General features: G+C 61.9%; 22 protein-coding genes. 13 read left to right on the top strand and 9 right to left on the bottom strand.

The window, feature by feature from the left end; genetic code table 11:
* Nucleotides 1–36 precede the first annotated feature (36 nt).
* Both MQW23_RS13045 and MQW23_RS13040 read right to left on the bottom strand, forming a co-directional pair.
* The gene (locus MQW23_RS13045; RefSeq protein ID WP_252108641.1) at nt 37–261 is read right to left on the bottom strand and encodes a hypothetical protein; all 225 of its coding nucleotides are present in this window, start codon (nt 259–261) and stop codon (nt 37–39) included.
* 1,338 nt (nt 262–1,599) lie between these two features.
* The gene (locus MQW23_RS13040; protein ID WP_252108640.1) at nt 1,600–2,031 is read right to left on the bottom strand and encodes a VOC family protein; all 432 of its coding nucleotides are present in this window, start codon (nt 2,029–2,031) and stop codon (nt 1,600–1,602) included.
* Nucleotides 2,032–2,214: 183 nt separating this feature from the next.
* Between MQW23_RS13040 and MQW23_RS13035 the strand changes: the two genes are divergently transcribed.
* Nucleotides 2,215–2,409 (top strand): winged helix DNA-binding protein, encoded by a 195-nt coding sequence (locus MQW23_RS13035; RefSeq protein ID WP_252108639.1) that lies wholly within the window; start codon nt 2,215–2,217, stop codon nt 2,407–2,409.
* 169 nt (nt 2,410–2,578) lie between these two features.
* Here MQW23_RS13035 and MQW23_RS13030 read toward each other — a convergent pair whose 3' ends face one another.
* Both MQW23_RS13030 and MQW23_RS13025 read right to left on the bottom strand, forming a co-directional pair.
* Nucleotides 2,579–3,337 carry a DeoR/GlpR family transcriptional regulator gene (locus MQW23_RS13030; RefSeq protein WP_252108638.1) on the bottom strand — a complete coding sequence of 253 codons (759 nt, stop codon included), beginning with the start codon at nt 3,335–3,337 and terminating at the stop codon, nt 2,579–2,581.
* A gap of 74 nt (nt 3,338–3,411) precedes the next feature.
* Nucleotides 3,412–5,271, bottom strand: coding sequence for an SLC13 family permease (locus MQW23_RS13025; RefSeq protein ID WP_252108637.1), 1,860 nt, complete (start codon nt 5,269–5,271; stop codon nt 3,412–3,414).
* 211 nt (nt 5,272–5,482) lie between these two features.
* On the opposite strand from MQW23_RS13025, the gene MQW23_RS13020 reads away from it, so the two are divergent.
* Nucleotides 5,483–6,127, top strand: coding sequence for a TenA family protein (locus MQW23_RS13020; RefSeq protein ID WP_252108636.1), 645 nt, complete (start codon nt 5,483–5,485; stop codon nt 6,125–6,127).
* 56 nt (nt 6,128–6,183) lie between these two features.
* On the opposite strand, the gene MQW23_RS13015 is transcribed toward MQW23_RS13020, so the two are convergent.
* Entirely contained in the window at nt 6,184–7,161 is a 978-nt protein-coding gene (locus MQW23_RS13015; RefSeq protein ID WP_252108635.1) for an NADPH:quinone reductase, read from the bottom strand.
* A gap of 138 nt (nt 7,162–7,299) precedes the next feature.
* Between MQW23_RS13015 and MQW23_RS13010 the strand changes: the two genes are divergently transcribed.
* A complete protein-coding gene (locus MQW23_RS13010) occupies nt 7,300–8,055 on the top strand; it encodes a glycerophosphodiester phosphodiesterase family protein (protein ID WP_252108634.1) in 756 nt (251 codons plus the stop codon).
* 42 nt (nt 8,056–8,097) lie between these two features.
* Nucleotides 8,098–8,958 carry a deoxyribonuclease IV gene (gene nfo, locus MQW23_RS13005; protein WP_252108633.1) on the top strand — a complete coding sequence of 287 codons (861 nt, stop codon included), beginning with the start codon at nt 8,098–8,100 and terminating at the stop codon, nt 8,956–8,958.
* On the opposite strand, the gene MQW23_RS13000 is transcribed toward nfo, so the two are convergent.
* Complete coding sequence (locus tag MQW23_RS13000) at nt 8,928–9,515, bottom strand: helix-turn-helix domain-containing protein (RefSeq protein WP_252108632.1); 588 nt, start codon at nt 9,513–9,515, stop codon at nt 8,928–8,930. The genes nfo and MQW23_RS13000 overlap by 31 nt on opposite strands.
* 160 nt (nt 9,516–9,675) lie before the next feature.
* On the opposite strand from MQW23_RS13000, the gene MQW23_RS12995 reads away from it, so the two are divergent.
* Nucleotides 9,676–11,094: an amidase gene (locus MQW23_RS12995; RefSeq protein ID WP_252108631.1), complete on the top strand. Its 1,419-nt coding sequence runs from the start codon at nt 9,676–9,678 to the stop codon at nt 11,092–11,094.
* 167 nt (nt 11,095–11,261) lie between these two features.
* The gene (locus tag MQW23_RS12990) at nt 11,262–12,470 is read left to right on the top strand and encodes a benzoate/H(+) symporter BenE family transporter (protein ID WP_252108630.1); all 1,209 of its coding nucleotides are present in this window, start codon (nt 11,262–11,264) and stop codon (nt 12,468–12,470) included.
* Here the strand turns inward: MQW23_RS12990 and MQW23_RS12985 are convergent.
* Entirely contained in the window at nt 12,467–12,901 is a 435-nt protein-coding gene (locus MQW23_RS12985) for a hypothetical protein (RefSeq protein ID WP_252108629.1), read from the bottom strand. The genes MQW23_RS12990 and MQW23_RS12985 overlap by 4 nt on opposite strands.
* Before the next feature lie 269 nt (nt 12,902–13,170).
* On the opposite strand from MQW23_RS12985, the gene MQW23_RS12980 reads away from it, so the two are divergent.
* The 6 genes from MQW23_RS12980 to MQW23_RS12955 all read left to right on the top strand — a co-directional run bounded on the left by MQW23_RS12980 (nt 13,171) and on the right by MQW23_RS12955 (nt 20,236).
* Nucleotides 13,171–14,898, top strand: coding sequence for a proline--tRNA ligase (locus MQW23_RS12980; RefSeq protein WP_252108628.1), 1,728 nt, complete (start codon nt 13,171–13,173; stop codon nt 14,896–14,898).
* Between the two features lie 63 nt (nt 14,899–14,961).
* On the top strand, nt 14,962–15,459 hold the full coding sequence (locus MQW23_RS12975) for a transglycosylase SLT domain-containing protein (protein ID WP_442908611.1): 498 nt from the start codon (nt 14,962–14,964) through the stop codon (nt 15,457–15,459).
* A gap of 354 nt (nt 15,460–15,813) precedes the next feature.
* Complete coding sequence (locus MQW23_RS12970) at nt 15,814–16,440, top strand: methylamine utilization protein (protein ID WP_252108627.1); 627 nt, start codon at nt 15,814–15,816, stop codon at nt 16,438–16,440.
* Between the two features lie 71 nt (nt 16,441–16,511).
* Nucleotides 16,512–18,854 (top strand): putative bifunctional diguanylate cyclase/phosphodiesterase, encoded by a 2,343-nt coding sequence (locus MQW23_RS12965; protein WP_252108626.1) that lies wholly within the window; start codon nt 16,512–16,514, stop codon nt 18,852–18,854.
* Between the two features lie 27 nt (nt 18,855–18,881).
* Nucleotides 18,882–19,754, top strand: a complete 873-nt coding sequence (locus MQW23_RS12960; protein WP_252108625.1) for a DUF3034 family protein — start codon at nt 18,882–18,884, stop codon at nt 19,752–19,754.
* Between the two features lie 11 nt (nt 19,755–19,765).
* Nucleotides 19,766–20,236, top strand: coding sequence for a group I truncated hemoglobin (locus tag MQW23_RS12955; RefSeq protein ID WP_252108624.1), 471 nt, complete (start codon nt 19,766–19,768; stop codon nt 20,234–20,236).
* 6 nt (nt 20,237–20,242) lie between these two features.
* Here the strand turns inward: MQW23_RS12955 and MQW23_RS12950 are convergent, their stop codons facing one another.
* Nucleotides 20,243–20,761: an FKBP-type peptidyl-prolyl cis-trans isomerase gene (locus tag MQW23_RS12950; RefSeq protein ID WP_252108623.1), complete on the bottom strand. Its 519-nt coding sequence runs from the start codon at nt 20,759–20,761 to the stop codon at nt 20,243–20,245.
* A gap of 106 nt (nt 20,762–20,867) precedes the next feature.
* On the opposite strand from MQW23_RS12950, the gene MQW23_RS12945 reads away from it, so the two are divergent.
* Entirely contained in the window at nt 20,868–22,226 is a 1,359-nt protein-coding gene (locus MQW23_RS12945; RefSeq protein ID WP_252108622.1) for an AmpG family muropeptide MFS transporter, read from the top strand.
* 25 nt (nt 22,227–22,251) lie between these two features.
* Here MQW23_RS12945 and MQW23_RS12940 read toward each other — a convergent pair whose 3' ends face one another.
* Nucleotides 22,252–24,090, bottom strand: a complete 1,839-nt coding sequence (locus MQW23_RS12940; protein ID WP_252108621.1) for an SEC-C metal-binding domain-containing protein — start codon at nt 24,088–24,090, stop codon at nt 22,252–22,254.
* Nucleotides 24,091–24,106 lie beyond the last annotated feature (16 nt).

The following is a 24,106-nucleotide window of genomic DNA, read 5'->3' as shown; positions in this document are numbered from 1 at the left end:
CCCCGCGAGGGGGCTTTGTAAGCAAGTTGAAAGACACTACTCTTCGTCTTCGACGATCAGCTGAGAATCCTGGGCCAGCACCTCCTCCCAGGCCTGTTCCATCGAGTAGCCCGCCCGGGTGTCGATAGTGTCGATCACCTCGACCGCCTGCTGAAGCGACTCGCCTTGACACTTGAGCGCCAGTACCAGTTTGGCCAGTTCCTGCTTGCTGAACGTGCTGGCGATACGGTCGGCCTGCTGAGTGAGTTCGATGCAGTTCATAAACCACCTCTGTTTGTTTTGTCACTGTCGGCTAATGAGCTTATAAGCGCCGGAGGGTGGGCGCAGACGCCGCAGGCGGTAGACCTCGCGGTGCCGTACTGACACGCATTGACCGGTTAAGTGGGCGCGCCGGGCTTTGAAAGGGTTGGTGTTTCAAAGCCATGGTCTGACTATGGTCGAGCCGGGTTGAGTCAACAATCCGCCATTGGCAGGGTCGCTGGTTGTAGTAAAACGACAGAAGGTCATACTTCGCGTTTATCGTGTCGGCCGTTTACAAACGAGCGTATTATCGAACGTTTCGACCCTTGAACAAGGATGTCGCCGAGTGCCTTAAGTTTCTGCATCCGACCTTCGTTCATCAGCATGTGACCAGCCATTTGCCAGACCGGCCACCTGTTGGGCCCGAGTGGCATCGCGGGTAGACCAGCTGAGGCTCACACCTCGCTGCAAAGCACCTCCATAACAGCGCCGCCCGAGGCCGCGCGGTCCAACGGGCCTGGATTGAAGCAAGGCGTGCGCGGGTGTTGAATGAGGAACGCCGGATACACGTTGGCTGAAGTGATCGGCGCGCCAAGGGATGAACTCGCAGAAATGGACCACAGCCCGGGCCGTAGCCGGCTTGTCCACTTGGTTAAACAAACATGGGTACCAACGCATGAGCCGGTCGTGAGCCGCCTTCGGAATGCCCGGCGGAAGCGTCCGTGCAACGCCCGGGTCCCTAGGACCGCCAGCAAAATGAATATCCATCCACGCAGCGGCGGCCGCGCGAAGAGGCACCCTCATATTGATCCGAGGATCATCAAAGACGGCGGCCCAGTTCGGGAGCCCGTTTCCAGTCGAACAATGAGGGGGGAGGCACAGCATGACGTAAGGCGTGCCACATCGGAGACGATTCGTTAATATTGCACTACAACCGACAACCCCGTATGGCGAACAGACTCTCGCTCAATCTGAGGGCGTAAGATAACGGTATAACGCCGTAATGCGAGGTTTACGAGGCTTTCGCGAGACCTCGAAACGAAGGCGAGGCATCAAGAAGCCCGCACACGGGGCGGAGGCTTGTAGGGTGGTGCCATCGCACTGGGTGCGCCACCAGCGAGGCACCAGCGGCGGCGTTGGTGGAAGAGCACGGCATCGAGTGAACCATCACCAATCAATCTACTGACCGGCGCGACGAGAAAGTGAATGGCGCGCTTGGGTGGAAATCTGCCCGTCCGGTTTGGTTAGCGAGACGGGCAGAAGCTGACGTAAACGGTCTGGCTAGACGAGACGGATTGCTGCCATCCAGCCGTTCCGTGCGATTACGCCTGTGGAACAGGTCGGCGCCGGACGTGCCGTTCAGACGTTGGACTGAAGAAGCTCGATCACGTTGTTCCACGGATCCACCAGAAAGGCGACCCGAACTTTCCAGTGATCGTTGTCGGTTGGCTCTAGAGTGATTGTTACTCCGCGAGCCCGCAGCGTCTCAACGGCCGCATCGACGTCGTCGACCCAGAGACCGAGATGATGCCAACCATGCGTCCCGAAGCTCGAATAGAGATTGTCTTCGTCGGGTCCGCCGCTTGCGCCTGGACCCGAGACGAGTTCGATCCTGAAGGAGGGGTCGCCGGCCAGCGCCATCTCGGTGAAATTCATGCCGTTTAGGTCGAACGCCCTAATTTCGTGCATGTCCAGCTTCTCCCGATACCACGTCACCGCAGCGTCGCGCTCAGCGACGCGCAGACCAACATGGGCTCCTCGGAGCGTTTGTAGGGCGTTAGTTGATATCATGGTCTCTCTTTCCGGATACCGCGTTGTTTGAAAGGCAAGCGCTTCGTCGCTTGCAGGCACGCGGCGAGAACCAAAACTCAGCCCGTTTCGACAGCATGCTGTCAATCAGTATCGGAATTTGACAACGTGGCGTCAATATGAAAGGTGGATATCCGGTCCGCCAGCTTGTAGGCTTTGCTGCCAATGTCGTCCGATGCGATCACCCAGCTCGTCCTCTCGATCTTCCGCGCTAACAGCCGTCTGATCCTGAGAGGTGACCAATTGACGGCGCCGCTCGGGCTGACGAGCGCGCGCTGGCAAATGTTGAGATGCGTGGCGGAGGCAGACGCGCTCAGGACGGTGTCGGAATTGGCGCGGGATCTCGGCGTCTCGCGTTAAGCGGCGCGAGCTGGCATAGCGTCGAACGAAAAAGCCGCGATCTTCGTCGCGGCCCTGAATAAAAAAGCGCTATTTATTTAAACAGACGGCTGGGCGTAACGACCCTGACCTTTTCTTATCAGCACACGCCATCAAAGCGAAGTGTGGGTTGGTTCAAATGTAGGCTGTTTCAGGCGATGTGCAGCGCCACGCCGTGTTCGCTCAAAAGCTTAATGATCGGCTCCGGTGGGCGGCGGTCGGTGAATAGCGCATCGAGCTGGGCGATATTGCCCTGGCGCACGACCGGGTTACGGTGAAACTTGGAGTGGTCCGCGGCCAGATACACCCGGCGCGAGTTGGCGATGATTGCCTGAGCGACCCGCACTTCCTGATAGTCGAACTCCAAAAGCGAGCCGTCCTCGTCGATACCGCTGATACCGATGACGCCCACATCCACCTTGAACTGGTTGATGAAGTCGATGGTCGCCTCGCCGATGATGCCGCCGTCGCGAGAGCGCACCTGGCCACCGGCGACGATCACCGAGAAATCTTCCTTGCGCTGCAAAATGGCTGCGACGTTGAGGTTGTTGGTGATGATCTCGAGGCCCTTGTGCTCCAAAAGCGCTTGGGCGATCACTTCGTTGCTGGTACCGATATTGATGAACAGCGACGAGTGATCCGGAATCTGCTCGGCAAGCGCCCTGGCGATACGCTCCTTCTCCCCCAGGTTGAGCGTCTTGCGCGTGCTGTAAGCAGTGTTGACCGTGCTCGACTCGACCCCGGCGCCACCGTGAACGCGGCGAATGCGCCCTTCATCCGAGAGCGTATTGAGATCACGGCGCACGGTTTGCGGCGTCACCGCAAAGTGCTCGGTGAGCTGCTCGATACTCACGTAGCCGTGCAGGCGGACCAGTTCGACGATAGCGTCCTGGCGGTGTTGCTGATTCATGGGCCGAGCCTTTTGATTCAGCGGGCAATCAACGTGCCCGCCTATTGTTTAACGATCCGTTGTGCGCGAGCACTCTAGCCCGACAGCGGCCACACCAGCAAAATCACGGGAATCGCCGTCACCATCACCACCAGCGACAGCGGAAGCCCAAGCTTCCAGTAGTCGCTAAAGCGGTAGCCGCCGGGGCCAAGCACGAGCGTGTTTGACTGGTGCCCGATAGGCGTCAAAAACGCACTGGATGCGCTGACCGCGACCGCCATCAAAAACGGCTCCAGCGCGACATCGAACCCGTTGGCCAGGCTCACCGCGATGGGGGCCATCAAAAGCGCGGCGGCGGCGTTGTTGACGATATTGGAGAGCAGCATGCAGAGCAAAAACAGCCCGCAAAGCGACACCACGACCGGCCAGTCGGCGCCAAAATACAACAGCGAATTGGCGATGATATCAGCGCCGCCGCTGGTTTCAAGCGCCTCGCCCACCGGCAGCATCGCCGCCAGCAGCACGATCACCGGCCCGTCGATAGCGTTGTAGCCCTCTCTTAGCGGCAGTACGCCGATCAGAAGCGATACCAGCGCCGCCGTACTCATGGCCACCGCCGCGGGCAGCAAATCAAACAGCATCGACACGATTGCCAAAGCGAAAATGCCCAGCGATAGCGCCAGCTTGCGCGGCTGCCCCAGGTGCAGCTCGCGGCTCGCTAGCGGCAAACACCCAAGCGACGAGAGGCTGTCGTTGATCTCCTTTTCGCTGCCCTGAAGCAGCAGCACGTCGCCGGTTTGAAAGCGAATGTCGCGAAGGCGCTGTTTCAAGCGCCCGCCGTCCCGGGCCACGGCCACCAGGTGTAGGCCAAACTGATGGTTCAAGCGAAGCTGGCGCACGCTGCGATTGATCATCATCGAGCCGCTTCGCACCACGGCCTCAACCAGTTGCAGGCCTTCGGTATCGATGGCCTCATCTTTTGATGGCTCACTTGCCTCATCGGCAGCTTTAGCGGCTTGTTCGTCCTCTTCGCGGTCGTCCTCCTTGAGCTCGGCGACCGCGCTCAAGCCCGCCTTGTCCTCGAGAAGTTGAAGCTCCTCCGGGCCCGCCTCGAGCAGCAGAATATCGCCCTGCTTGAGCACGCCGTGAAACGAGTACCCTGCCCGGCGGTTGTCATCGCGCACCACAGCTAGTACGGGAATGGTTTCGTCGAGCTCGTCGCGAAGCTGTTGCAGCGTCAGGCCGTTGGCCTTGGACTCTTCCGAGACCTTAAGCTCGACCAGGTAGTTGGCGGTATCGAACATGTCCGCCGCGCCGGCGGCGCTGTTGCGTTTGGGCGTCAAACGCCAGCCCAGCAGCACGATGAACGCAAGCCCCGCCAGCGCCACCGCCACGCCTACCGGTGAAAAGCTGAACATGCTGAAGTTTTCACCGGTGATGTTGCCGCGGTAGGTGGAGATGATGATGTTGGGCGGCGTACCGATCAGCGTGGTGAGCCCGCCGAGCAGCGAGCCAAACGCCAGCGGCATCAGCAGAAGCGAGGGCGAGGTGTTGTGCTCCCGCGCCAGCCGCATGGCCACTGGCAGCAGCAGCGCCAATGCACCGACGTTGTTCATCACGCCGGAAAGCACCACGACCGTGCCTACCAGTGCCAAAAGCTGCAACAGCAGGCGCTCGCCGGCTTTCATCACCTGAGCGGCGATGATATCCACCACGCCGGAGCGCTCGAAACCGCGGCTGATGACCAGCACCGCCGCCACGGTGATCACCGCCGGGTGGCCGAAACCGGCAAAGGCGTCGTCGGCGGGCACCAGCCCCAGGAGTACCGAGCCCAACAGCGCGGCCAGGGCGACGACATCGTAGCGGAAACGACCCCAAATGAATGCGGCCAGTGTCAATGCGAGGATGATGAACATTAGCGTGCTGGGGGCCAATCCGATAGCCTCGATCGCCATGTAGCGGTGTCTCCTTATTTAACGCCGAGTCCAAGCGCCGGCGGTGTCGTGTATCCCACTAGATAGACCAAAACGCAACATAAGTTAACTGATTCTGCGCGTTTTTTTAAAAAATCGCGCCACCGGTGACGCGTGCCCGACTGGCTAAACTGGTAAGCTGGCTTCTCATTAATATCTATAACGGTAATACCTGTAACAGTGAGATAACTTCATGGATCTATGCCAGCGGCTGCGTCAGGCGGCCAACCCGTACTGGGACGCCTCGGTCAATCACCGTTTCGTCGACGAACTCTTGAGCGGTCACATCGATGACGAGGTGTTCGCCCGCTACCTGGTGCAGGACTTCTGCTTTTGCGATAGCTTCGTGCGGCTGATCGCGGCGGCGGTGTGCGCCGCCGATGATCCCGAGGCGCGGCTAACCCACGCGCGCCAGCTCAGCGTGCTGGCCGGCGGCGAGTACCGCTACTTCATCGACTCTTTCCAGGCGCTGGGCGTCGACGAAGCCCACTGGCGCAACCCGCCCATTGCCGAGCCGACCCAGGCCTTCGTCGATCTGATGGACCGCGCCTGCGCCTCCCAGGACTACGCGCTGATTCTCGTGGTGCTGGTAGTGGCAGAGTGGCTCTATCTGGAGTGGGCGCAGCGAAGTCAAGATCTGCCCGAGCGCGCTGAGCATCGCGACTGGATCGTGATCCATAACGAGCCGGCATTCGTGCAGTGGGTCGACTTTCTTAAAAGCGAGCTCAACCGGGTGGGCGAAACCCAAAGCTTCGAGAGCCTGCGAGCACCCTTTGTCGAGGCCAGCCGCATCGAAAAGCGCTTTTTCGACATGGCCTACGACGGCTTGGATGCCTAATCTCCGCGCTACCCCGCCTGCGGGGTAGCGTGTGTGAGGCCCGGCCGGGCTTTAATTCAGGGAAGCAGAATCGTAGAGCCGGTGGTTTGGCGCGACTGTAGCGCGTCCTGAGCCTTGCCGGCCTCAGCGAGCGGATAGCGGTTGGCCACGTCGATCTCGATCTTGCCGCTTTCGATCATCCCGAAGAACTCGCTGCACATTTGCTCCAAGTGCTCGCGGGTGTCGGCGTAGCCGTTGAGGCTCGGGCGCGTGACGTAGAGCGCCCCCTTCTGGTTGAGAATGCCGATATTGACCCCTTCCACCGGGCCCGAGGCGTTGCCGAAGCTGACCATCAGCGAGCGCGGCTTCAGACAATCAAGCGAGGTCTCCCAGGTATCCTTGCCAACGGAGTCATAGACCACGTCGCACATTTTCCCATCGGTCAGCTCGCGCACCCGCTCGACCACGTCCTCCTCGGAGTAGTTGATCGTCGCCCAGGCACCATTTTTCTCGGCAAGCGCAGCTTTCTCTTTCGAGCTCACGGTACCGATCAGCTTCACGCCTAGCGCCTTCGCCCACTGGCACGCGATGGAGCCCACGCCCCCAGCGGCGGCGTGAAATAAAATGGTCTCGCCGCCCTTGAGCTCATACGTCTGGCGCAGAAGGTACTGAACCGTCAGGCCCTTGAGCATGCTCGCCGCGGCGGTTTCGAAATCGATACCGTCGGGCAGCTTTACGACCTTGTCGGCGGGCAGCGTGTGAAGCTCGGCGTAGGCACCCAGAGGGCCCTGTGCGTAGGCGACCCGGTCCCCCTCTTTCAAATGGCTTACGCCTTCACCCACGGCGTCCACCACGCCAGCGCCTTCGGTCCCCAGCCCTGAAGGCATACCGGGCGCGGGATAGAGCCCGGTACGAAAATAGATATCGATGAAGTTGAGCCCCACCGCCTTGTTGGCGATGCGCACCTCACCCTTGCCCGGCGCCTTGACGTCGACATCCTTGAGCTCGAGCACGTCCGAGCCACCGGTTGTTGCAAACTCGATCCGCTTGGCCATGACCACTTTCTCCTTTGTGAGTGAACGGCAAAGACCTTCATCCAACCGCGTTAACCGTTATAAATCAAGCGGTGCCATTGGGTTGTCATACGCCCATGCTAGACTGAGCATTTTCAACCAGCACTCGGTGAATGTCCCATGTCGCACCCCGGCATTTTGTTACCGGCGCTCGTCGCCCACCGCGGCTACTCCGCTGCCGCCCCGGAAAATACGCTCGCGGCGGTGCGCGCCGCCTTTAACGCCGGCGCGACCTGGGTCGAGCTCGACGTACAGCTGTTGGGCGACGCCACGCCGGTCATCTGGCACGACCAGAGCGTACGCCGCTGCTCCGACGGGCGGGGCGAGCTTTCAAAGCTTAGCCTGCAAAGCGCCAAGGCGCTCGACGTGGGCGGCTGGTTTTGCGACCGCTTTGCCGGTGAAAAAATGGCCACGCTCGACGAGATGCTCGCGCTTCTCGACGAGCTCGGCATGGGCGTGAATCTCGAGATCAAGGTCAACAAGGGGCGCGACGCCAATGCGCTGGTCGACGCCGCGCTGCCGCCGCTGATGGAGCGAATCCCCGCCGAGCGCCGCATCGTCTCCTCTTTCGATGCCCAGGCGCTCAGGCGCTGCCGGGCGCTGGCCGGCCCCGACCGCCTGGCCCTTGGCGTACTGTTCGGCGCCACGCCTGCCCGTTGGCAAACCCTTTGTGAAGAGGTCCAGGCGTTCAGCGTCCACCCGGACTGGACGCGGCTCAAGCGCGCCCGTGCCGAGGCGATGGTCGAGGCGGGCTTCAAGGTACTTTGCTACACCCCCAACGACCCGAGCGCCTTCGAGCCCCGCTGGGCTTGGGGGGTCTCGAGTGCGATCACCGACCAGCCGGAAACGTTCAAGCGTTTTTTGGATCAGCGTTAAGCGGCATAATAGCGTCCCACTCGCAGACCCCGGGAAGTTGTCATGAAGTATATTGGCGCGCACGTTAGCGCTGCAGGCGGGCCGGACCAGGCCGTTCACCGCGCCGTCGAGATCGGCGCCAACGCCTTTGCGCTGTTCACCAAAAACCAGCGCCAGTGGAAAGGCAAGCCGCTGACCGACGAAGCCATCAGCGCCTTCAAGAAGGCGTGCCAGGATCACGGCTTCGCCTCGAACCAGATCCTTCCCCACGATAGCTACCTGATCAACCTGGGCCACCCGGACGCCGAAGGGCTCGAGAAGTCCCGCGCAGCGTTTCTCGACGAGATGCAGCGCTGTGAACAGCTCGGGCTCTCGCTTTTGAATTTTCACCCGGGAAGCTTTTTGAAAAAGATCAGCGAGCGCGACTGTCTGCTGCGCATCGCGGAATCCGTCAACCTGGCGCTCGATCAAACCCAGGGCGTCACCGCGGTGATCGAAAACACCGCCGGGCAAGGCACGAATCTTGGCTGGCGCTTCGAGGATCTTGCCACCATCATCGAGCACGTCGAGGATAAAAGCCGGGTTGGCGTGTGCATCGACACCTGTCACGCCTTCGCCGCCGGTTACGATCTGCGCGGCGCCCGGGCGACCGAGCAGACCCTCGACGAGCTGGGAAGCGTGGTGGGTTTCGAGTATCTACGCGGCATGCACTTAAACGATGCCAAAAGCGAATTTGCCAGCCGTGTGGATCGCCACCATAGCCTTGGCAAGGGCAATATCGGTCTGGAGGCGTTCACCACCATCATTCAGGACCCGCGCACCGACGGCATTCCCCTGATTCTCGAAACCGTCGAGCCGGAAAACTGGCCGGAAGAGATCCGCTGGCTGCGCGCTCAGTTGCCGGACGCCGCACCAGGCAGGTAGTGAATCACGTCGTGAAAGCGCAGCCGCCGGTCGCTTTCGTTGCGCATGGTGTGGGGCCGGTCGGCAAAAAAGCGCAGCCCCTCGCCCTCTTTTAGCGTTTGCCACTGCCCGTCGAGGCAAAACGTCAGCTCGCCCTCCACCACCACGATATGCTCGACCACACCGGCGGCGTGCGGGGCGGACTCGCTCATCGCTTTTGGGGCGAGTTCGATCATGAACATCTCGAAGCCCAAAAGCGGATCGAAAGGGAATAGCAGCCGTGCCTGCATGCCCGCGCTGTCCTCGCCCCATACCGGTTCTCGCCCGTCGCGCTTGGGCGCATCCGGTTCGGGCGCGCCGCTGTCGAAAAGACTCGAAAACGACACCCTAAAGCCGCTGGCGATCTTCCAAAGCGTTGAGACCGTCGGGCTCGACTCTCCCCGCTCGATTTGTCCAAGCATCGCCTTGCTCACGCCGGTTTCGACCGCGGCGCGGTCCAGACTCCACGCCCGCTCGCGGCGAAGGCGTTTGACGTTATCGGCGACGTGAACGGCGACCGGCGTCGGGGGGCTTGCCATCAAGGGCTCCTAAAACGCCCCGGGTACGCAGGGCGTGGGTGAGAATCAAAAGCGCAAGTTTTGCAGCTAATGCGTTCGTTGCCTAGGCTTACAGCGACTTTACGCTTGATGAGCGACCCAAGCTGCGCCACCCAAGGACGACAATCGACAAGGAGCTACCGTGAGCGAAACCGATCTAGGCCTGATGGATGCCAACTCCCTGCGCACGCTCTATCAAAACAAGCAGGCGTCGCCGCTGGAAGCCACCCGCGCCGCCCTCGAGCGTATCGAGCGTTTCAACGACCAGGTGAACGCGTTTGTGCACGTTGACCGCGAAGGCGCCGAAAGCGCGGCCAAGACCTCCGCACGCCGCTGGGGCCAGGGCAAACCGCTGAGCCCGATCGACGGCGTGCCGGTATCGATGAAGGATCTCGCCCAGGTCGCAGGCATGCCGTGTCGGGAAGGCTCGCTGACCACGTCGAAAGCGCTATGCGACACCGACTGCCCACCGGCGCGCATGCTGCGCGAGGCCGGTGCAATCATTCTGGGCAAAACCAACACGCCGGAGTTTGGTTGGAAGGCGGTGACCGACAACCGCGTGTTCGGCGCCACCAGTAACCCCTGGGATACCCGGCTTACCGCCGGCGGCTCCTCCGGCGGCGCCGCGGCGGCGGCGGCACTTAACATGGGCGTGCTGCACCAGGGCGGCGACTCCGGCGGCTCGATCCGTATCCCCGCCGCCTTCACCGGCACGTTCGGCTTCAAGCCGACCTACGGCTGGGTACCGCAGTGGCCGCCGGCCAAGGAGCCGAGCCTGTCGCACCTTGGGACGCTGACCCGCTCGGTAGAGGACTCGGTGGCGATGCTCAACGTCATCGGCCGCTACGACTACCACGACCCCTACGCCACCCGCGGCCAGCCGGACTGCTGGGGCGAGGATCTCGACAAGAGCCTGGAAGGCTTGCGCATTGGCTACTCGCCTGATCTCGGCTATGCATCGGTCGACCCGCAGATCGCCGAGAAGGTGCGTGAGGCTGCCAACGCGCTTGCCGAGCTCGGCGCCGAAGTGGTCGAGGTCGACCCGGGATTGACACCGGCCATCGATACCTTCAGAAAGCTCTGGTTCACCGCCTCGCTTCACCAGTGGGAGCAGCTCGATGACAAGCACCGCGAGCTGTTGGACCCGGGGCTGGTCGCCAATGCCAAGGAAGCCGAAGGCTGGACGGCGCTGGATTTTTTCCGCGCGCTCAATGAACGCGCCTACATCACCCAACGCCTGGAGCACTTCAACCGCGAGTATCACCTTTTGATGACGCCGTCGGTGACGCTCTCGCCTTTCGAGATCAATCACGAGGTGCCGCCGGGAAGCGACATGCGTGACTGGGAAGAGTGGGCCTCGTTTAGCTACCCGTTCAACCTGAGCCAGCAGCCGGCGGCGTCGGTACCGTGTGGCTTCACTAACGAAGGCCTGCCCGTGGGCTTTCAGCTCGCCGGCGGCAAGTACGACGACGTTCGCGTGCTACGAGCCTGCCACGCCTACATGAAGCGCCACCCCACCCGTTTTCCAAGCATTCCCGACCCGTCCCACACGGCGGGCTAATTAAACGGCGCCGCCTTATTTGGCGGCGCTGGTTTCCTGTCGCTCTTTCCTCTTGTCCGCCTAGTCGTTACCCAATCAACGCCCACTTACCGGTTATTGTGCGTTATAGCGCACAATGGTAACGTCGTTTTCGTGCGTTATAACGTTCAACCGTGATCGGGGCCCTCATGTCCACCTCAGAAAACAGCCAGCCTTACCGCTTCTCGCTTTGGCGCGATACGACCTTTTCGACCATCACGGCGGGGCTGGTCGCGGTCGTCATTAGCTACACGAGCTCGGCGGCGATCGTCTTTCAGGCCGCCGAGGCGGCGGGCGCAACCGCGGCGCAGATCAGCTCCTGGCTCTGGGCGCTGGGCATCGGCATGGGCCTGACCACGCTCGGGCTTTCGCTTTACTACCGCATGCCGCTATTAACGGCGTGGTCGACGCCGGGCGCGGCGTTTCTGGTCACGAGCCTGCCGGGCGTGCCGATGAACGAGGCGATCGGGGCGTTTCTTTTTTCCGCGCTTTTGATCACGTTGTGCGGGGTCACGGGTCTGTTCGAGCGGCTGATGCGCCACATTCCCAACGCGATTGCTCAGGCGCTGCTGGCAGGCATTTTACTGCGATTCGGGCTTGAGCTTTTCAGCGTCATGCAGCACCAGTGGCTGTTGCCGCTGATCATGCTCGCGGCCTGGGTGATAGGCCGCCGGTTCTGGCCGGCGCTGGCGGTACCGGGCGTGCTGCTGGTGGGGCTGGTGGCCGCGGTGATGCTGGGCCAGGTCGATGCGGGCAATATTCCGCTAACGCCGGCCGCTCCTGCCTTCACCGCCCCCGCGTTTGCGCCAACGACGCTGATCGGCATCGGCATTCCGCTTTTCATCATCACAATGGCGACCCAGAATCTTCCCGGGGTGGCGGTGCTGAGAGCGGCGGGCTACCAGCCCAACGGCTCGGCGCTCATGGGCTGGACGGGGGCAGCAACGATGGCGCTGGCGCCGTTTGGCGGTTTTGCCTTGAATATGGCGGCGATTAGTGCGGCGGTCTGCATTGGCCCGGATGCCCACGCCGACATGCGACGACGCTACGCGGCGGGCGCGGCGGCCGGCGCGTTCTACCTGGTGATGGGACTATTCGGCGCAACGGTCACCGGGCTATTCAACGCCCTGCCCCAAGCGCTGATCGTGGCGCTTGCCGGCATCGCGCTGCTGGGTACGCTGAGTGGAGGGCTGGCTGGCGCCTTTGCCAAAACCGAAGAGCGCGACGCGGCCATCGTGACGTTTTTGCTGACCGCATCGAGCATCAGCCTGCTGGGGATCGGCAGCGCTTTCTGGGGACTGGTCCTTGGACTCATCACCCTGCAGTTGACCAAACCCCGTGGGCAGACGCGAGATTAAAGAACGCCCAGGCGCTCGCTGTCGTGGACGCCAGACATGCGCACCATGGCGAGCGCCTCGTCGAGACTTTCGACCTCTTCCATGATCATCAGCTCGTCATTCAGGTTGACGGGCTGGCCGGCCTTGTCAGAAAGAATCCGCTCGAGCGAGGCCAGATCCGTGGAGTCATCGAGCTTGAAGGTATCGATGGAGGCGCTGGTATTACTCGGAAGATAAATCGTGCCGTTGGAGAAATCCACCGCGTAAGCGATCACGCCAGGCAGAATGAAAAACAAAAGCCCGACGCCGTTGGCGATAGCGACCACCGGGTCGACATTGCCGCTGAGCTGGCCCTTGCGCTCGGGATGAAACAGCGTACCGCAGCCGCTCATGCTCACGACGAGACTTCCCACCAAAGCAATGCTTGCACCACGACGTACGAGCTGTTTCATCGATTCTCTTCCTTAAAAAAATTGACGGTGACCCTGGACGAGAAAAGCGCCTTTCATTGAGCGCGCGTCAGATCGGTTATACCACTTGAAGCGGCGGAGTCTAGCACGATTGCATCCTGCGCCGGGGCGGCAAGGTTAATTTTGCCGGCTTTACCGCGTGCCCGTACAATGCAATCATTCAACGCTTGAAAGCGCCTCACGGCGCCGCGTCACGCTATTGCGATCGTCACGTTTTACGTATTACCGACCCAAAAGGAAGTTTCACGCTCATGCGCGCCAGCCAACTACTGATTGCCACCTTGAAAGAGACCCCGGCCGATGCGGAGGTCGTGAGTCATCAACTGATGCTGCGCGCCGGCATGATCCGCCGTTTGACCTCGGGCCTCTACACCTGGCTACCCCTTGGCCTTCGTACGCTGCGCAAGGTCGAGCGGATCGTGCGCGAAGAGATGAACCGCGCCGGCGGCCAGGAAGTGCTGATGCCCGCAGTGCAGCCGGCGGATTTGTGGCAGGAGTCCGGCCGCTGGGAGCAGTACGGCCCGGAGCTTCTGCGCGTCAAGGACCGTCATGAGCGCGACTACTGCGTTGGCCCGACCCACGAAGAAGTGATCACCGATCTGGTGCGCCGCGAGGTGTCGAGCTATAAGCAGCTGCCGATCAACTTCTATCAGATTCAAACCAAGTTTCGCGACGAGATCCGCCCGCGCTTTGGCGTGATGCGCTCGCGGGAATTCATCATGAAGGACGCCTACTCCTTCCATGCTGATGAAGCCTCGCTTGCTGATACCTACCAGGCGATGTATGACGCCTACACGCGGATCTTCACCCGACTGGGGCTCGATTTTCGCCCGGTGATCGCCGACAACGGCTCGATCGGCGGCACCGGCTCGCACGAATTCCATGTGCTGGCCGCCTCTGGCGAGGACGACATCGTCTTCTCCAACGAATCCGACTACGCCGCCAATATGGAAAAAGCCGAAGCCCTGGCGGCGCCGCTGGGTAGCGACGTCAAGCGCTCCGCACCGAGCCAGGAAATGCATCTGGTCGACACGCCCAACGCCAAAACCATCGCCGCCTTGGTCGAACAGCACAATCTTCCCATCGAGAAAACCGTCAAGACGCTGATCGTGCGCGCCGCCGACGGGGGGCTAATTGCGCTGCTGGTGCGCGGCGATCACGAACTCAACGAGGTGAAAGCGGAAAACCTGCCCCAGGTAGCCGCGCCGCTCACCATGGGCAGCGAAGAGGAAATTCGCGCCGCCGCCGGCGCAGGCTTTGGCTCACTCGGTCCGGTGAATCTCGACATGCCGATCATCATCGATCATAGCGTCGCGCTGATGTCGGACTTCGGCGCTGGCGCCAATATCGAAGGCAAACACTACTTTGGCATCAACTGGGATCGCGATCTGCCGCTACCCCAAGCGGCGGACCTGCGTAACGTAGTCGAAGGCGACCCGTCGCCGGACGGTCGCGGCACGCTCTCGATCAAACGCGGTATCGAGGTGGGCCACGTGTTCCAGCTCGGCACCAAGTACTCCGAGGCGATGGACGCCAAGGTGCTCGGCGACAGTGGCAAGACCCTGCACCCGTGGATGGGCTGCTACGGCATCGGCATCACCCGCGTGGTGGCCGCAGCGATCGAGCAGAACCACGACGACGCCGGCATCATCTGGGCCGACGCCATTGCGCCGTTCAACGTCGCGCTGGTGCCGATGAACGCACACAAGTCTCAGCGCGTGCGCGAAGCCTCTGAAGCGCTCTACCAAACGCTGACCAACGCCGGCTTCGACGTTTTGCTCGACGACCGCGATACGCGCCCGGGCGTGAAATTCGCCGACCTGGAGCTGATGGGCGTGCCGCACCGTATCGTGATCGGCGATCGCAGCCTGGATAACGGCGAACTCGAGTACAAGGGCCGCCGCGATATTGATGCCACCATGGTCGCCGAGGATCAAATCGTCGCGTTTTTGGGCGAAAAGTCTGGCCTGAACGCCTAACGCAGGCTCAGGGCGAGCGTGGCGGCGCGGCTTACAACAGGCGTTGCACTGGCGGCCCTGTGCCTGGTGATAGCATCACCGGGTAGCGCCGCCGAACCGCCGCTTCGCTCGACCCTCGAGGCCGCAGCCTTCCAGGGCACCGCGATGCGCCAGTGGGCTGCGCGCATGCACGCTCCACTGGCGCGCTTTGTGAGTGATGCTGGCCAGCGCGACGCGCTGCTCACAAGGCTCTACCAGGAAGCCCGGCTCGCCGGGCTACCGCCGAGTTTGATACTGGCGCTGATCGAAGTGGAAAGCGCCTTCAAGCCAAGCGCGGTCTCTCCCGCCGGCGCCACCGGTCTGATGCAGATCATGCCCTTTTGGGTCGCCGAGCTTGGCCTTCCGATCGACGATTTGACCGACCCCCATCGCAATCTTCGCTATGGCTGCACGATCCTCGCCCACTATCTGGCCGTTGAGAACGGCGATTTTACCCGAGCGCTTGCCCGCTACAACGGCAGCCTGGGTAACACCTGGTACCCCGAGCGCGTGCTTCGCGTTTGGCAAAGTGCCTGGCGTTAGTCCCAAACGGCGTCTCTCTTCTATACCCCTATCAAGCGCACGCTACTCAAAAGTGTCTGATGTTTTCTCGCTGGCTCTATCGCTGGCTATTTCACTGTGCACCCACTCGCCGTACGGATTTTCTTTCACGCTCTTTCTTGATGGGTGACGTTCACAAGGAACGGCAAAACGCGGTATCAGTACAAACCTGATCAATTTATTTACTGTTTTTTTCTTAAAGTTCGCTTACCGTTAGCCGTAAAGAATTACTCAAAGCGGCTCAATCCACATGATAGATCTCACTACCTTTTTTCAAGTAACGCCGGGGGCTTCGTGGCATTGACCATTCAACGTGTTCGATATGGCTGTGCGCGCTTGACGGCGTCTGCCCTTTTCACCTGCGCGTTTGGCGTGTCGGCGGCCACTATAACCGTGACCGACAGCACGGGCGCCCCGCTCGAAGATGCGGTGGTCGAAGTCCACTACGCCGGCGCCGCAGCGCCAGCGCGCGAAGGCGAGGTCTATCAGCGTGGGGCGGCGTTTCACCCCCACGTACTCACCGTACCGGTAGGAAGCTACGTCTCGTTTCCCAACCAGGACACGACCCGCCACCACGTTTACTCCTTTTCTCCGGCGAAAACGTTTGAGCTCAACCTGTATTTACAGGAGACCCCTGAGCCGGTCCTGTTCGATCAGCCCGGGGTCGTGGTGCTGGGGTGCAATATTCACGATCAGATGCAGGCGTTCATCGTGGTCACTGACGCCCCCTTCGCCGATAAAACCGGCGCCGCCGGCGTGGTACAAACGCCGGCGCTGCCCGAAGGCGCGCACGCGGTGCGCGTTTGGCACCCAAGACTCGATGACCGTCAGCGAATCTGGTGGGAAGGTGAAATCCAGGGGGACCAGCCGCTGAACGTTCGCCTCGAACTCAACGCGATCGCCCCTGAGACGCCGCCTCTTTCACCTCTACAACAACGTTTTCACCAGGCCAACGAGCATTAACGTGATCCTGTTGGCCGCTTTGTCATGCCTAAAGCGCTGGCGTTTGCTTGCGCCGCTTGCCCGAGGTCGCCATGCGCTTTAGAACGCGCTTGATGCTGGTTTTGCTTACCGTCGTGATTCTGTCGCAACTGGCGACCGGCGCGGCGTTTCTGCGCGCGACGCAAAACGACATCATCGTCAAGGGCAATCAGCGCCTGGAAGTCGGCGCCAACGTGTTCCATCAGCTTTTGAGCGCCCGCGGCGAGCAGCTTGGCAACAACATTGCCATTCTCGCTGACGATTTCGGTTTCAAAAGCGCGGTATCGACTCAGGACAACGAAACGCTCTATTCGGTGCTGGCCAACCACGGCACGCGCGCCAATGCCGATATCGTGCTGCTGACCGACCTGGACGGCCGCGTGCTGGCAGGTAGCCACCATGCCCGCGACAGCGCCATGCCTTTTCCCCAGCTTTTCGAGCGCGCCAATCTTAACGGCTCGGCGGTCGGCGTCGTGGTGACCGAAGGCGAACCTTTTGAGTTCGCACTTTTACCGGTGCGCGCCCCGCACCTGATTGGCTGGGTCGGCATGGGTTTTATGATCAACGAGGCCGTCACCAGCGAGATCAAGGCGTTGACCGGCCTCGATGTGAGCATCGTGACCTACCAGGAGGGGCGTATCAGCTCGCTTTCAAGCTCCCACCCGGAGGCGCTGGCCATGGCGCTGATTAGCGATAACAGCGAACAGCTTCAAAACGGTGATTACTCGCTGACCGGCCAAATGACGCCGGATGATGAGTACCTTTCCTACTCGAGCACGCTCTACGCCGGCGACCGTGCCCAAACCCACGTGCTGCTGCAGCTTTCCCGCAACGAGTTGCTGGGCGCCTATCGGTCGCTGCACTGGCAGCTTTTGGGCATCGTGGTACTGATTTTGATCTTCACCGCGGCGGTGGCCATGTGGAGTGCGCGTAGCATCAGCAGACCGCTGATGGCGCTGGCCTCTGCGGCAAAGCAGATCGGCCGGGGCGAGCGCGTCGAAAAACTTGCCGGCGGTTCCCAGCGCAGCGAAACTGGCCAGCTCGCCTCGACCCTGTTGACCATGCAAGACGAAATCGCCAAGCGCGAAGAGGTGCTGCATTACCAGTCGCGGCACGACCTGCTGACGGAACTTCCCAACCGCATGAGCGCCGAGGAGGACATGGGCCGGCTGATCAGCACCGGCGCGCCGTTCATCCTGATGCGCCTTTCGATCAACAACTTTCGCGACATCAAGGACACCTTCGGCTACGCGCTCGGCGATACCGTGTTGATGACGCTGGCCAAGCGCTTGAAGCAGCTCGACGAAGGCGAAAGCACCGCCTATCGCTTGGACGGCGACGAGCTACTGCTGATGCGCTTGGAGAACGAAACCCGGCCGGTGTGGCACGACTGGCTATTCGCGGCGCTGGCGCAACCCATTCATCTGGACCAGTCGCCGGTATCGCCGTCGCTCAGCGTGGGTGAGGTGCACTACCCTACCCATGGCGACAACCCTCAACATTTGCTGCGTCGGGCTGATATCGCACTCGATATGGCCAAACGCAAGCGCAGTGTTTACCAGTGCTATCAGCAGGGCCAGGACGAGCAGCACCAGCGCCAGCTAACGTTGATTCGCGATCTAAAGCGCGCCGTCGACCAGAGCGAGCTTTGGATGGCGTATCAACCCAAGGTCAATACGCGTACCGGGCGGGTCAATCAGTGTGAAGCGCTGATGCGCTGGCAGCACCCAACGCTTGGCTTCATTCCACCGGACGAGTTCATCGAGCTTGCCGAGCGCTCGGGCCAAATCGGCATGCTGACCAGTTGGATGCTCTCTCACATATGCGCGCAGCTCGCTCGCTGGAAGGAGCACGACTACTACTTGTCGGTGGCGGTCAATCTGTCGACCAGCGACGTGATGGACCCGGGGCTTTGCCAGCGTATCGCGTCGCTTTTGAAACAGCACCGGCTCGATGCTCGACAGCTCAGTGTCGAGGTGACCGAAAGCGCGATGATGCAGGATGTAGAGGTCGCCACAAGAACGTTGCTCGAACTCGGAGGCATGGGATTGAGCATCGCCATCGACGACTACGGCACCGGCTATTCGTCGCTGGCTCAGATCAAGCGGCTGCCGGTCAACGAGCTCAAGATCGACAAGTCTTTTGTGCTGGCTCTGGACACCCAGGCAGACGATTTCACCATCGTGCGCTCGACCATCGAAATGGGCCATAGCCTTGGGCTCAAGGTCGTCGCTGAAGGGGTCGAAAACCGCGCCAGCGCCGAGCTTTTAAGCGAGGTGGGCTGCGACTACCTGCAGGGCTACTGGATCGCCAAACCGATGCCTTGCGACGCATTGCCGGCGTGGCTCGACGCCTTCGAGACGCTATCGCTGCCAACCCCGGCCCTGCCGGTTTAAACCTCGAGTACACCCAGGAGGGTCAGGATGTTCCGCTTCACCGCAACGCCATTTATCGCGCGAACGCTTTGCCGGCTGGCAGGCATCGCCTGTGTAGGTTTGGTGGTCGCGTCCAGTGGCGCCCAGGCTGGTAGTCGTATCATGAGTACTGGCGGTGTCAGCGCCATCGAAGGCGCCGCCGGCGGCGGTCTTTCCCCCTGGGCGGTGCTTTCCAGTACGGCCAGCGATGAGGAATTAGGCGCCACCGCCTTCGCCTCGCGCGCGTGGTTGGACGACTACCGCCTGACGGTCGGCGGCGCCAGCCTGAACGTTTATGATCAGGTAGAACTCTCCTACGCCCGCCAGCGCGTCGAGTTGCAAACCCTGGGCGGGGAGCTCGAACAGGACATATTCGGTGCCAAGGTGCGCTTGTTCGGTGACGTGCTGTATCACCCGCTGGGCATCTGGAGCGCGGGCGTGTTGCACAAACGCCTCGTCGATGGCGCGACTCCAACCGCACTTGGCGCTGATCATACCGAAGGCACTGACGCCTATCTCAGCGCCAGCAAGCTGCTGTTCGCCGCCGCGGCCGGACGCAACGTCATGCTCAACGCTACGCTTCGCAATACCGAGGCCAACCAAGGCGGTCTTCTGGGCTTTGGCGGCGACCAGGGGGGCCGCGAGTGGGTCGCCGAGGCAAGCGTTGGGGTGTTTTTGACGCCGCACTGGATCGTGGGCACCGAGTACCGTCAAAAGCCCGACAACCTGAGCGTGGGCCGCGAGGAGGATTGGCAGAGCCTCTACAGCGCCTACTTTTTCAGCAAGCACGTTTCACTGACCGCTGCCTGGCTCGATCTGGGCGACATCGCGGGTCTTGCGTCACAACGCGGCAGCTATCTTTCACTTCAAGCAGCGTTTTGAACGAGGGCGCGATGAATCAAATCCCCACCCGAACGTATAGAACTCTGGCGCGCCGCGCCCTGCAGGCGGCGGCGCTGATCACGATTCTCGCAAGCGTTGGCGGCTGCGCCCACACCGCCCCATCGACCACGCTTTACGAGCGTTTAGGCGGTGAAAACGGCATCGAATCGATCGTCGAGCGCTTTCTCTACCGCGTCGCCGACGACCCCGAACTGGTAGGGTTTTTCGCTAATACCAATATCGACCACCTGGCCGGCTCGCTTGCCAATCAGTTCTGCGCCGTCAGTAACGGGCCGTGCCGCTACGAAGGCCCGCCGATGGAGCGCGCCCATCAGAACATGGGTATTACTGATGCCCACTTCAATCAGCTGGTCGAGCATCTGGACGCCGCGCTGCGTGAAGAGAACATAGCGCTTGGCGCGCGCAACGAATTTCTGGGCCGTTTGGCGCCGATGCACGCTGACGTCATGCGCTATCAGTAGCCGGCTTCAGAGCACCTTGCGATCTTCCACCTTGCCGTGTTCAGTGCCCGGGGGCAGCGGGTGGCCCTTGGCGAGCTCAGCGCGACTTGCCGGTCGCACGTCGAGCACCTCGACCTCATAGCCAAGCGTTCGCCCGGCCAGCGGGTGGTTCATATCCACGCGCACGCTGTTGCCTTCGACGGCCAGCACGGTCACGATTTGCGGGCCCGCCTCGCCCTCGGTTTGAAAGCGGCTGCCGGGGCTTAGCTCGGCGCCGCTAAAGGCGGTTTTGGCAAGCGTTTTCACCAGCGCCTCGTCGCGCGGCCCGTAGGCATCGACGGGGGCCAGCGTCACGCTAAACGTGTCGCCTGTGGCCTTGCCCGCCAAAGCGCGCTCGAGCCCTGGCAGAATATTGTCGTGGGCGTGCAGGTACTCCAGCGGCTTTTGGCGCGAACGGGAGTCGTCGAGCACCTGGGCGGCGCCGGTGTGGGAAACGTCGCTCAGTACATAGTGCAGGGTCACGACCTGATGGGGTGTAATCGACACGGAAAACTCCTCTCCGGTAAGCTGTCGGTTCTTTCAGGCGAGCAGTTTAGCATTGACGCCTTCTACCAAGGCCACCCCGCCCGGTTTTTTCTGGAGTTTCTCGACGATGGCAATCCCTCCCCCCAGGCGCAGTTGGAAAAGCGCTCTGGCCGTCTATTTCTGCGCGCCGGTCATGACCATGCTGTTTTTGGGATTTTCCGCCGGGCTGCCCTTTCTGCTGGTGTTTTCCACGCTGTCGGCCTGGCTTCGAAGCGACGGCGTCGAGGTCGCCGCGATCGGCTTTTTCTCCTGGATCGGCATTCTCTACTCGATCAAGTTCTTCTGGGCGCCGGTGGTCGACCGCCTGCAGCTACCGGTGCTCGGCCGCATGCTCGGCCAGCGCCGGGGCTGGATGCTGCTGGCCCAATCGTTGATCGCCGCGGGGCTCGTGGGCATGGCCGGCGTCGACCCGGTGGGCCACCTTGGCCTGGTGGCAGCCTTTGCACTGCTGGTCGCTTTCGGCTCCGCCACACAGGATATCGCCGTGGACGCCTACCGGATCGAGTCGGCAAACGACGACCTGCAGGCGGCGATGTCCTCAACCTACATCATCGGCTACCGCTGCGGACTGATCGCCGCCGGCGCCGGGGCGCTCTATCTCGCGGCGCACTTTTCCTGGCAAACGGCGTACCTGAGTATGGCCGGGCTGATGGCGGTGGGCGCGCTGACCGTGCTGATCCGCCCGGAGCCGCCGCGCGCCGCGCTTTCGATTCAGCTCGTACGTGAGCCCAGCGTGCGCGCATTTCTGCGCCAAAGCCGCGGCCGGCCAAAATGGCTTCGCCGCATCACCGCCTGGGCAATCGGTGCGGTGGTGTGCCCGTTTCTCGATTTCTTTCGCCGCTTTGGCGTCAAGGCGCTGGGGCTTTTGATGTTCATCGCGGTATTTCGCATTAGCGATCTGGCCATGGGCTCGATGGCGAACCCGCTCTATATCGATCTCGGCTTTTCGCTCGAAACCATCGCCACGGTGACGAACATTTTCGGCATCGCGATGAGCATCGCCGGCGGGATTTTGGGCGGGCTGTTAGTGGCGCGCTACGGCGTCAAACCGCTTCTGATCGGCGGCGCCGCGTTCGTCATGGTGACTAACCTGCTTTTCACCGCGCTTTCGCTGATCGGCGACGCGGTGCCGATGCTGGTGGTGACCATCATCGGTGACAACCTGGCCAACGGGTTGGCAAGCGCCGTGTTCATCGCGTTTTTGTCGAGTTTGACCTCGAAAGCCTACACCGCGACCCAGTACGCGCTTTTTTCATCGCTGATGACGCTACCGGGCAAGTTTTTGAGCGGTTTCGGGGGGCTGGTGGTGGCAAGCCACGGGTACGCCACCTTTTTCGTGGTGGCGACCGTGCTGGGGCTGCCGGCGGTGCTGCTCGCGGTGTGGGTCAACCGGGACCGGGATCTGTTCAGCGCGCCGAAACGCTAGCCAAAAAGCCGGCAGGAAGGCGCAATCAGGACGCGCCGACCTTTGATCGGCGCTGCTCGAGCCACTCGAGCGCGCCTTTGGTGGTACGCCACTGATCGCGCATCAGCGTACGGTACTGCCACGCCTCCGCGCGTGAGCCCGGATCGACCTGGCCGTCGGCGTGAGGGTGCGAGGGCTTGGGGCTTTCGGTGCACAGAAGCTCCAGCGCGTAGCGGTTGTGAACCAGGGCCAGGTTCAGCGCATCTTCCGCGTTGTCATGCTCGCCAAGGCGGAAGAGCGCCAGCGTGCGCCCCATCAAAAGCCCCAGCACCTGGGAGCCGTCGTCCTTCTCGCACGCCTCGGTGAGCGTGAGCGCCTCCTGGTTGCGGTCGTCGCGCAAAAGCTGGTCGAGTACCAGCTCCTTGAGACCGAGACTATCTTCGCGGTCGATCGCCAACAGCTCCTCGGCAAGCTCCCGGGAGTGCTGGCGGGCGCCGCGCTCCATGCCGACCACGAGCGCCAGGCCCGTGCGCAGCAGCATGACGTTGTGCGCGTCGTCCCAGCAGAGACTTCCCTCTCCGGCGGCGCGGGCCTGCTGCAGCCAGCGGGAAAGCCGTACCGCCAGCGGCTCCAGTAGGGTCGGCGCCATCCAGGGGAGGCTGCCAAAGCGGCTGGTCAGCGCCAGGGTCACATCCTGTACGACCTGGGGGGCGTCGAGCCACTCCGGGTGCGCGCAGAGCTCGGACATCCACTCCACCGCGTTGCCCCAGGGGTCGTCGCGAAAACCGAGCGCCACGTCGTCATCGACCCACACCTGAAACTGCTCGTGCCAAGCGGCAAAAAGCGTCTCTTCGCGGGCGGTGGTGGTGTAGTGAAGGCGCTCGCCGTTATCGGAAGGTTTGATATCGAGCTTCGGCGCGGTGGGAAGGGCTGCCAACAGCGACTGCAGCGAAATCAGCGGCGTGGCGAGATCCTCCTCGGCGCTCAACAGTTGATCGGCCAGGGTTGCGCCGGGGTTGTCCGCCAGCGCCGAGAGAAACTCGAGCTGCTCTTCGTCGAGCCCGCCCTGGCGCGAGAGCCGGCGGTACCAGAAGTCGGCACGCTCGCGGGCTTCCTCTTCATGGCCTTCGTGAAGCAGTAGCATCGCCTCGATGTAGGCAAGCGTGGGCGAGTCCGGCAGCGCTTGCATGGCCTTGATAAAGGCACCGCGGGCGCTGTCGAGATCGTCGTTGTCCAGATGCATCAGGCACAGGCGTTCGAGCGCCACGCCGCGCAAAAACATCGGGCCGCGCTCCATGACTTCATCCAGCAGGTCGGCACGCTTACGGGTGAAGCCGCGCTCCTGGTAGATATCGAGCAGGATTTCGAAGGCAGGCTCGGCCTGGTCGGGGAGTCGCGACCAGTCGCTGCCGTCAAACAGCGACTCCAGAATCTGCATGGCGCGGCCGTTCTGGCCGCTTTCGGCGGCGATCAGCCCGGCCTCGAGTAGGGCCTGGGCCGGTGCGCGGCGGCTGTCGAGCGCCGCCTTGAGCGTAGCGCCCTTCCACTCCTTGAGCGAGAGCATCCACATCATTTGCGCTGGAATCTCGGTGGGGAAATCGACGCGCTGGCAGCACTGCTTATACTTGCGCCCGGAGTCGCACCAGCAGGGCTCGTTACGCCCAGGCGTGGCCAGGGGTTCGCTGGCGAAATCCAGCCGCTCGAGCGGCGCCTGGGACCATAAAATCGGCGCCAGCGCTTGAGCGGTGGCAATGTCGCCATTGAAAAACTCGGCGCCGCTCGCCCGCACCCAAGTCATGAAATCCGGGTAGTGTTCCTGCTGCCTGATTGCCGAGAGTGCCCCTGAGGCAAAACCCAGCAGTTGATCGACCCATACCGCCAGCATTGCCATCTCCACTGTT

Origin of the sequence: Halomonas sp. S3-1-1 (assembly GCF_023757625.1) — a bacterium.
Classification (GTDB): domain Bacteria; phylum Pseudomonadota; class Gammaproteobacteria; order Pseudomonadales; family Halomonadaceae; genus Vreelandella.
The sequence above is the reverse complement of the archived record's forward strand: the minus strand, read 5'-3'. Positions and strand labels throughout refer to the sequence as shown.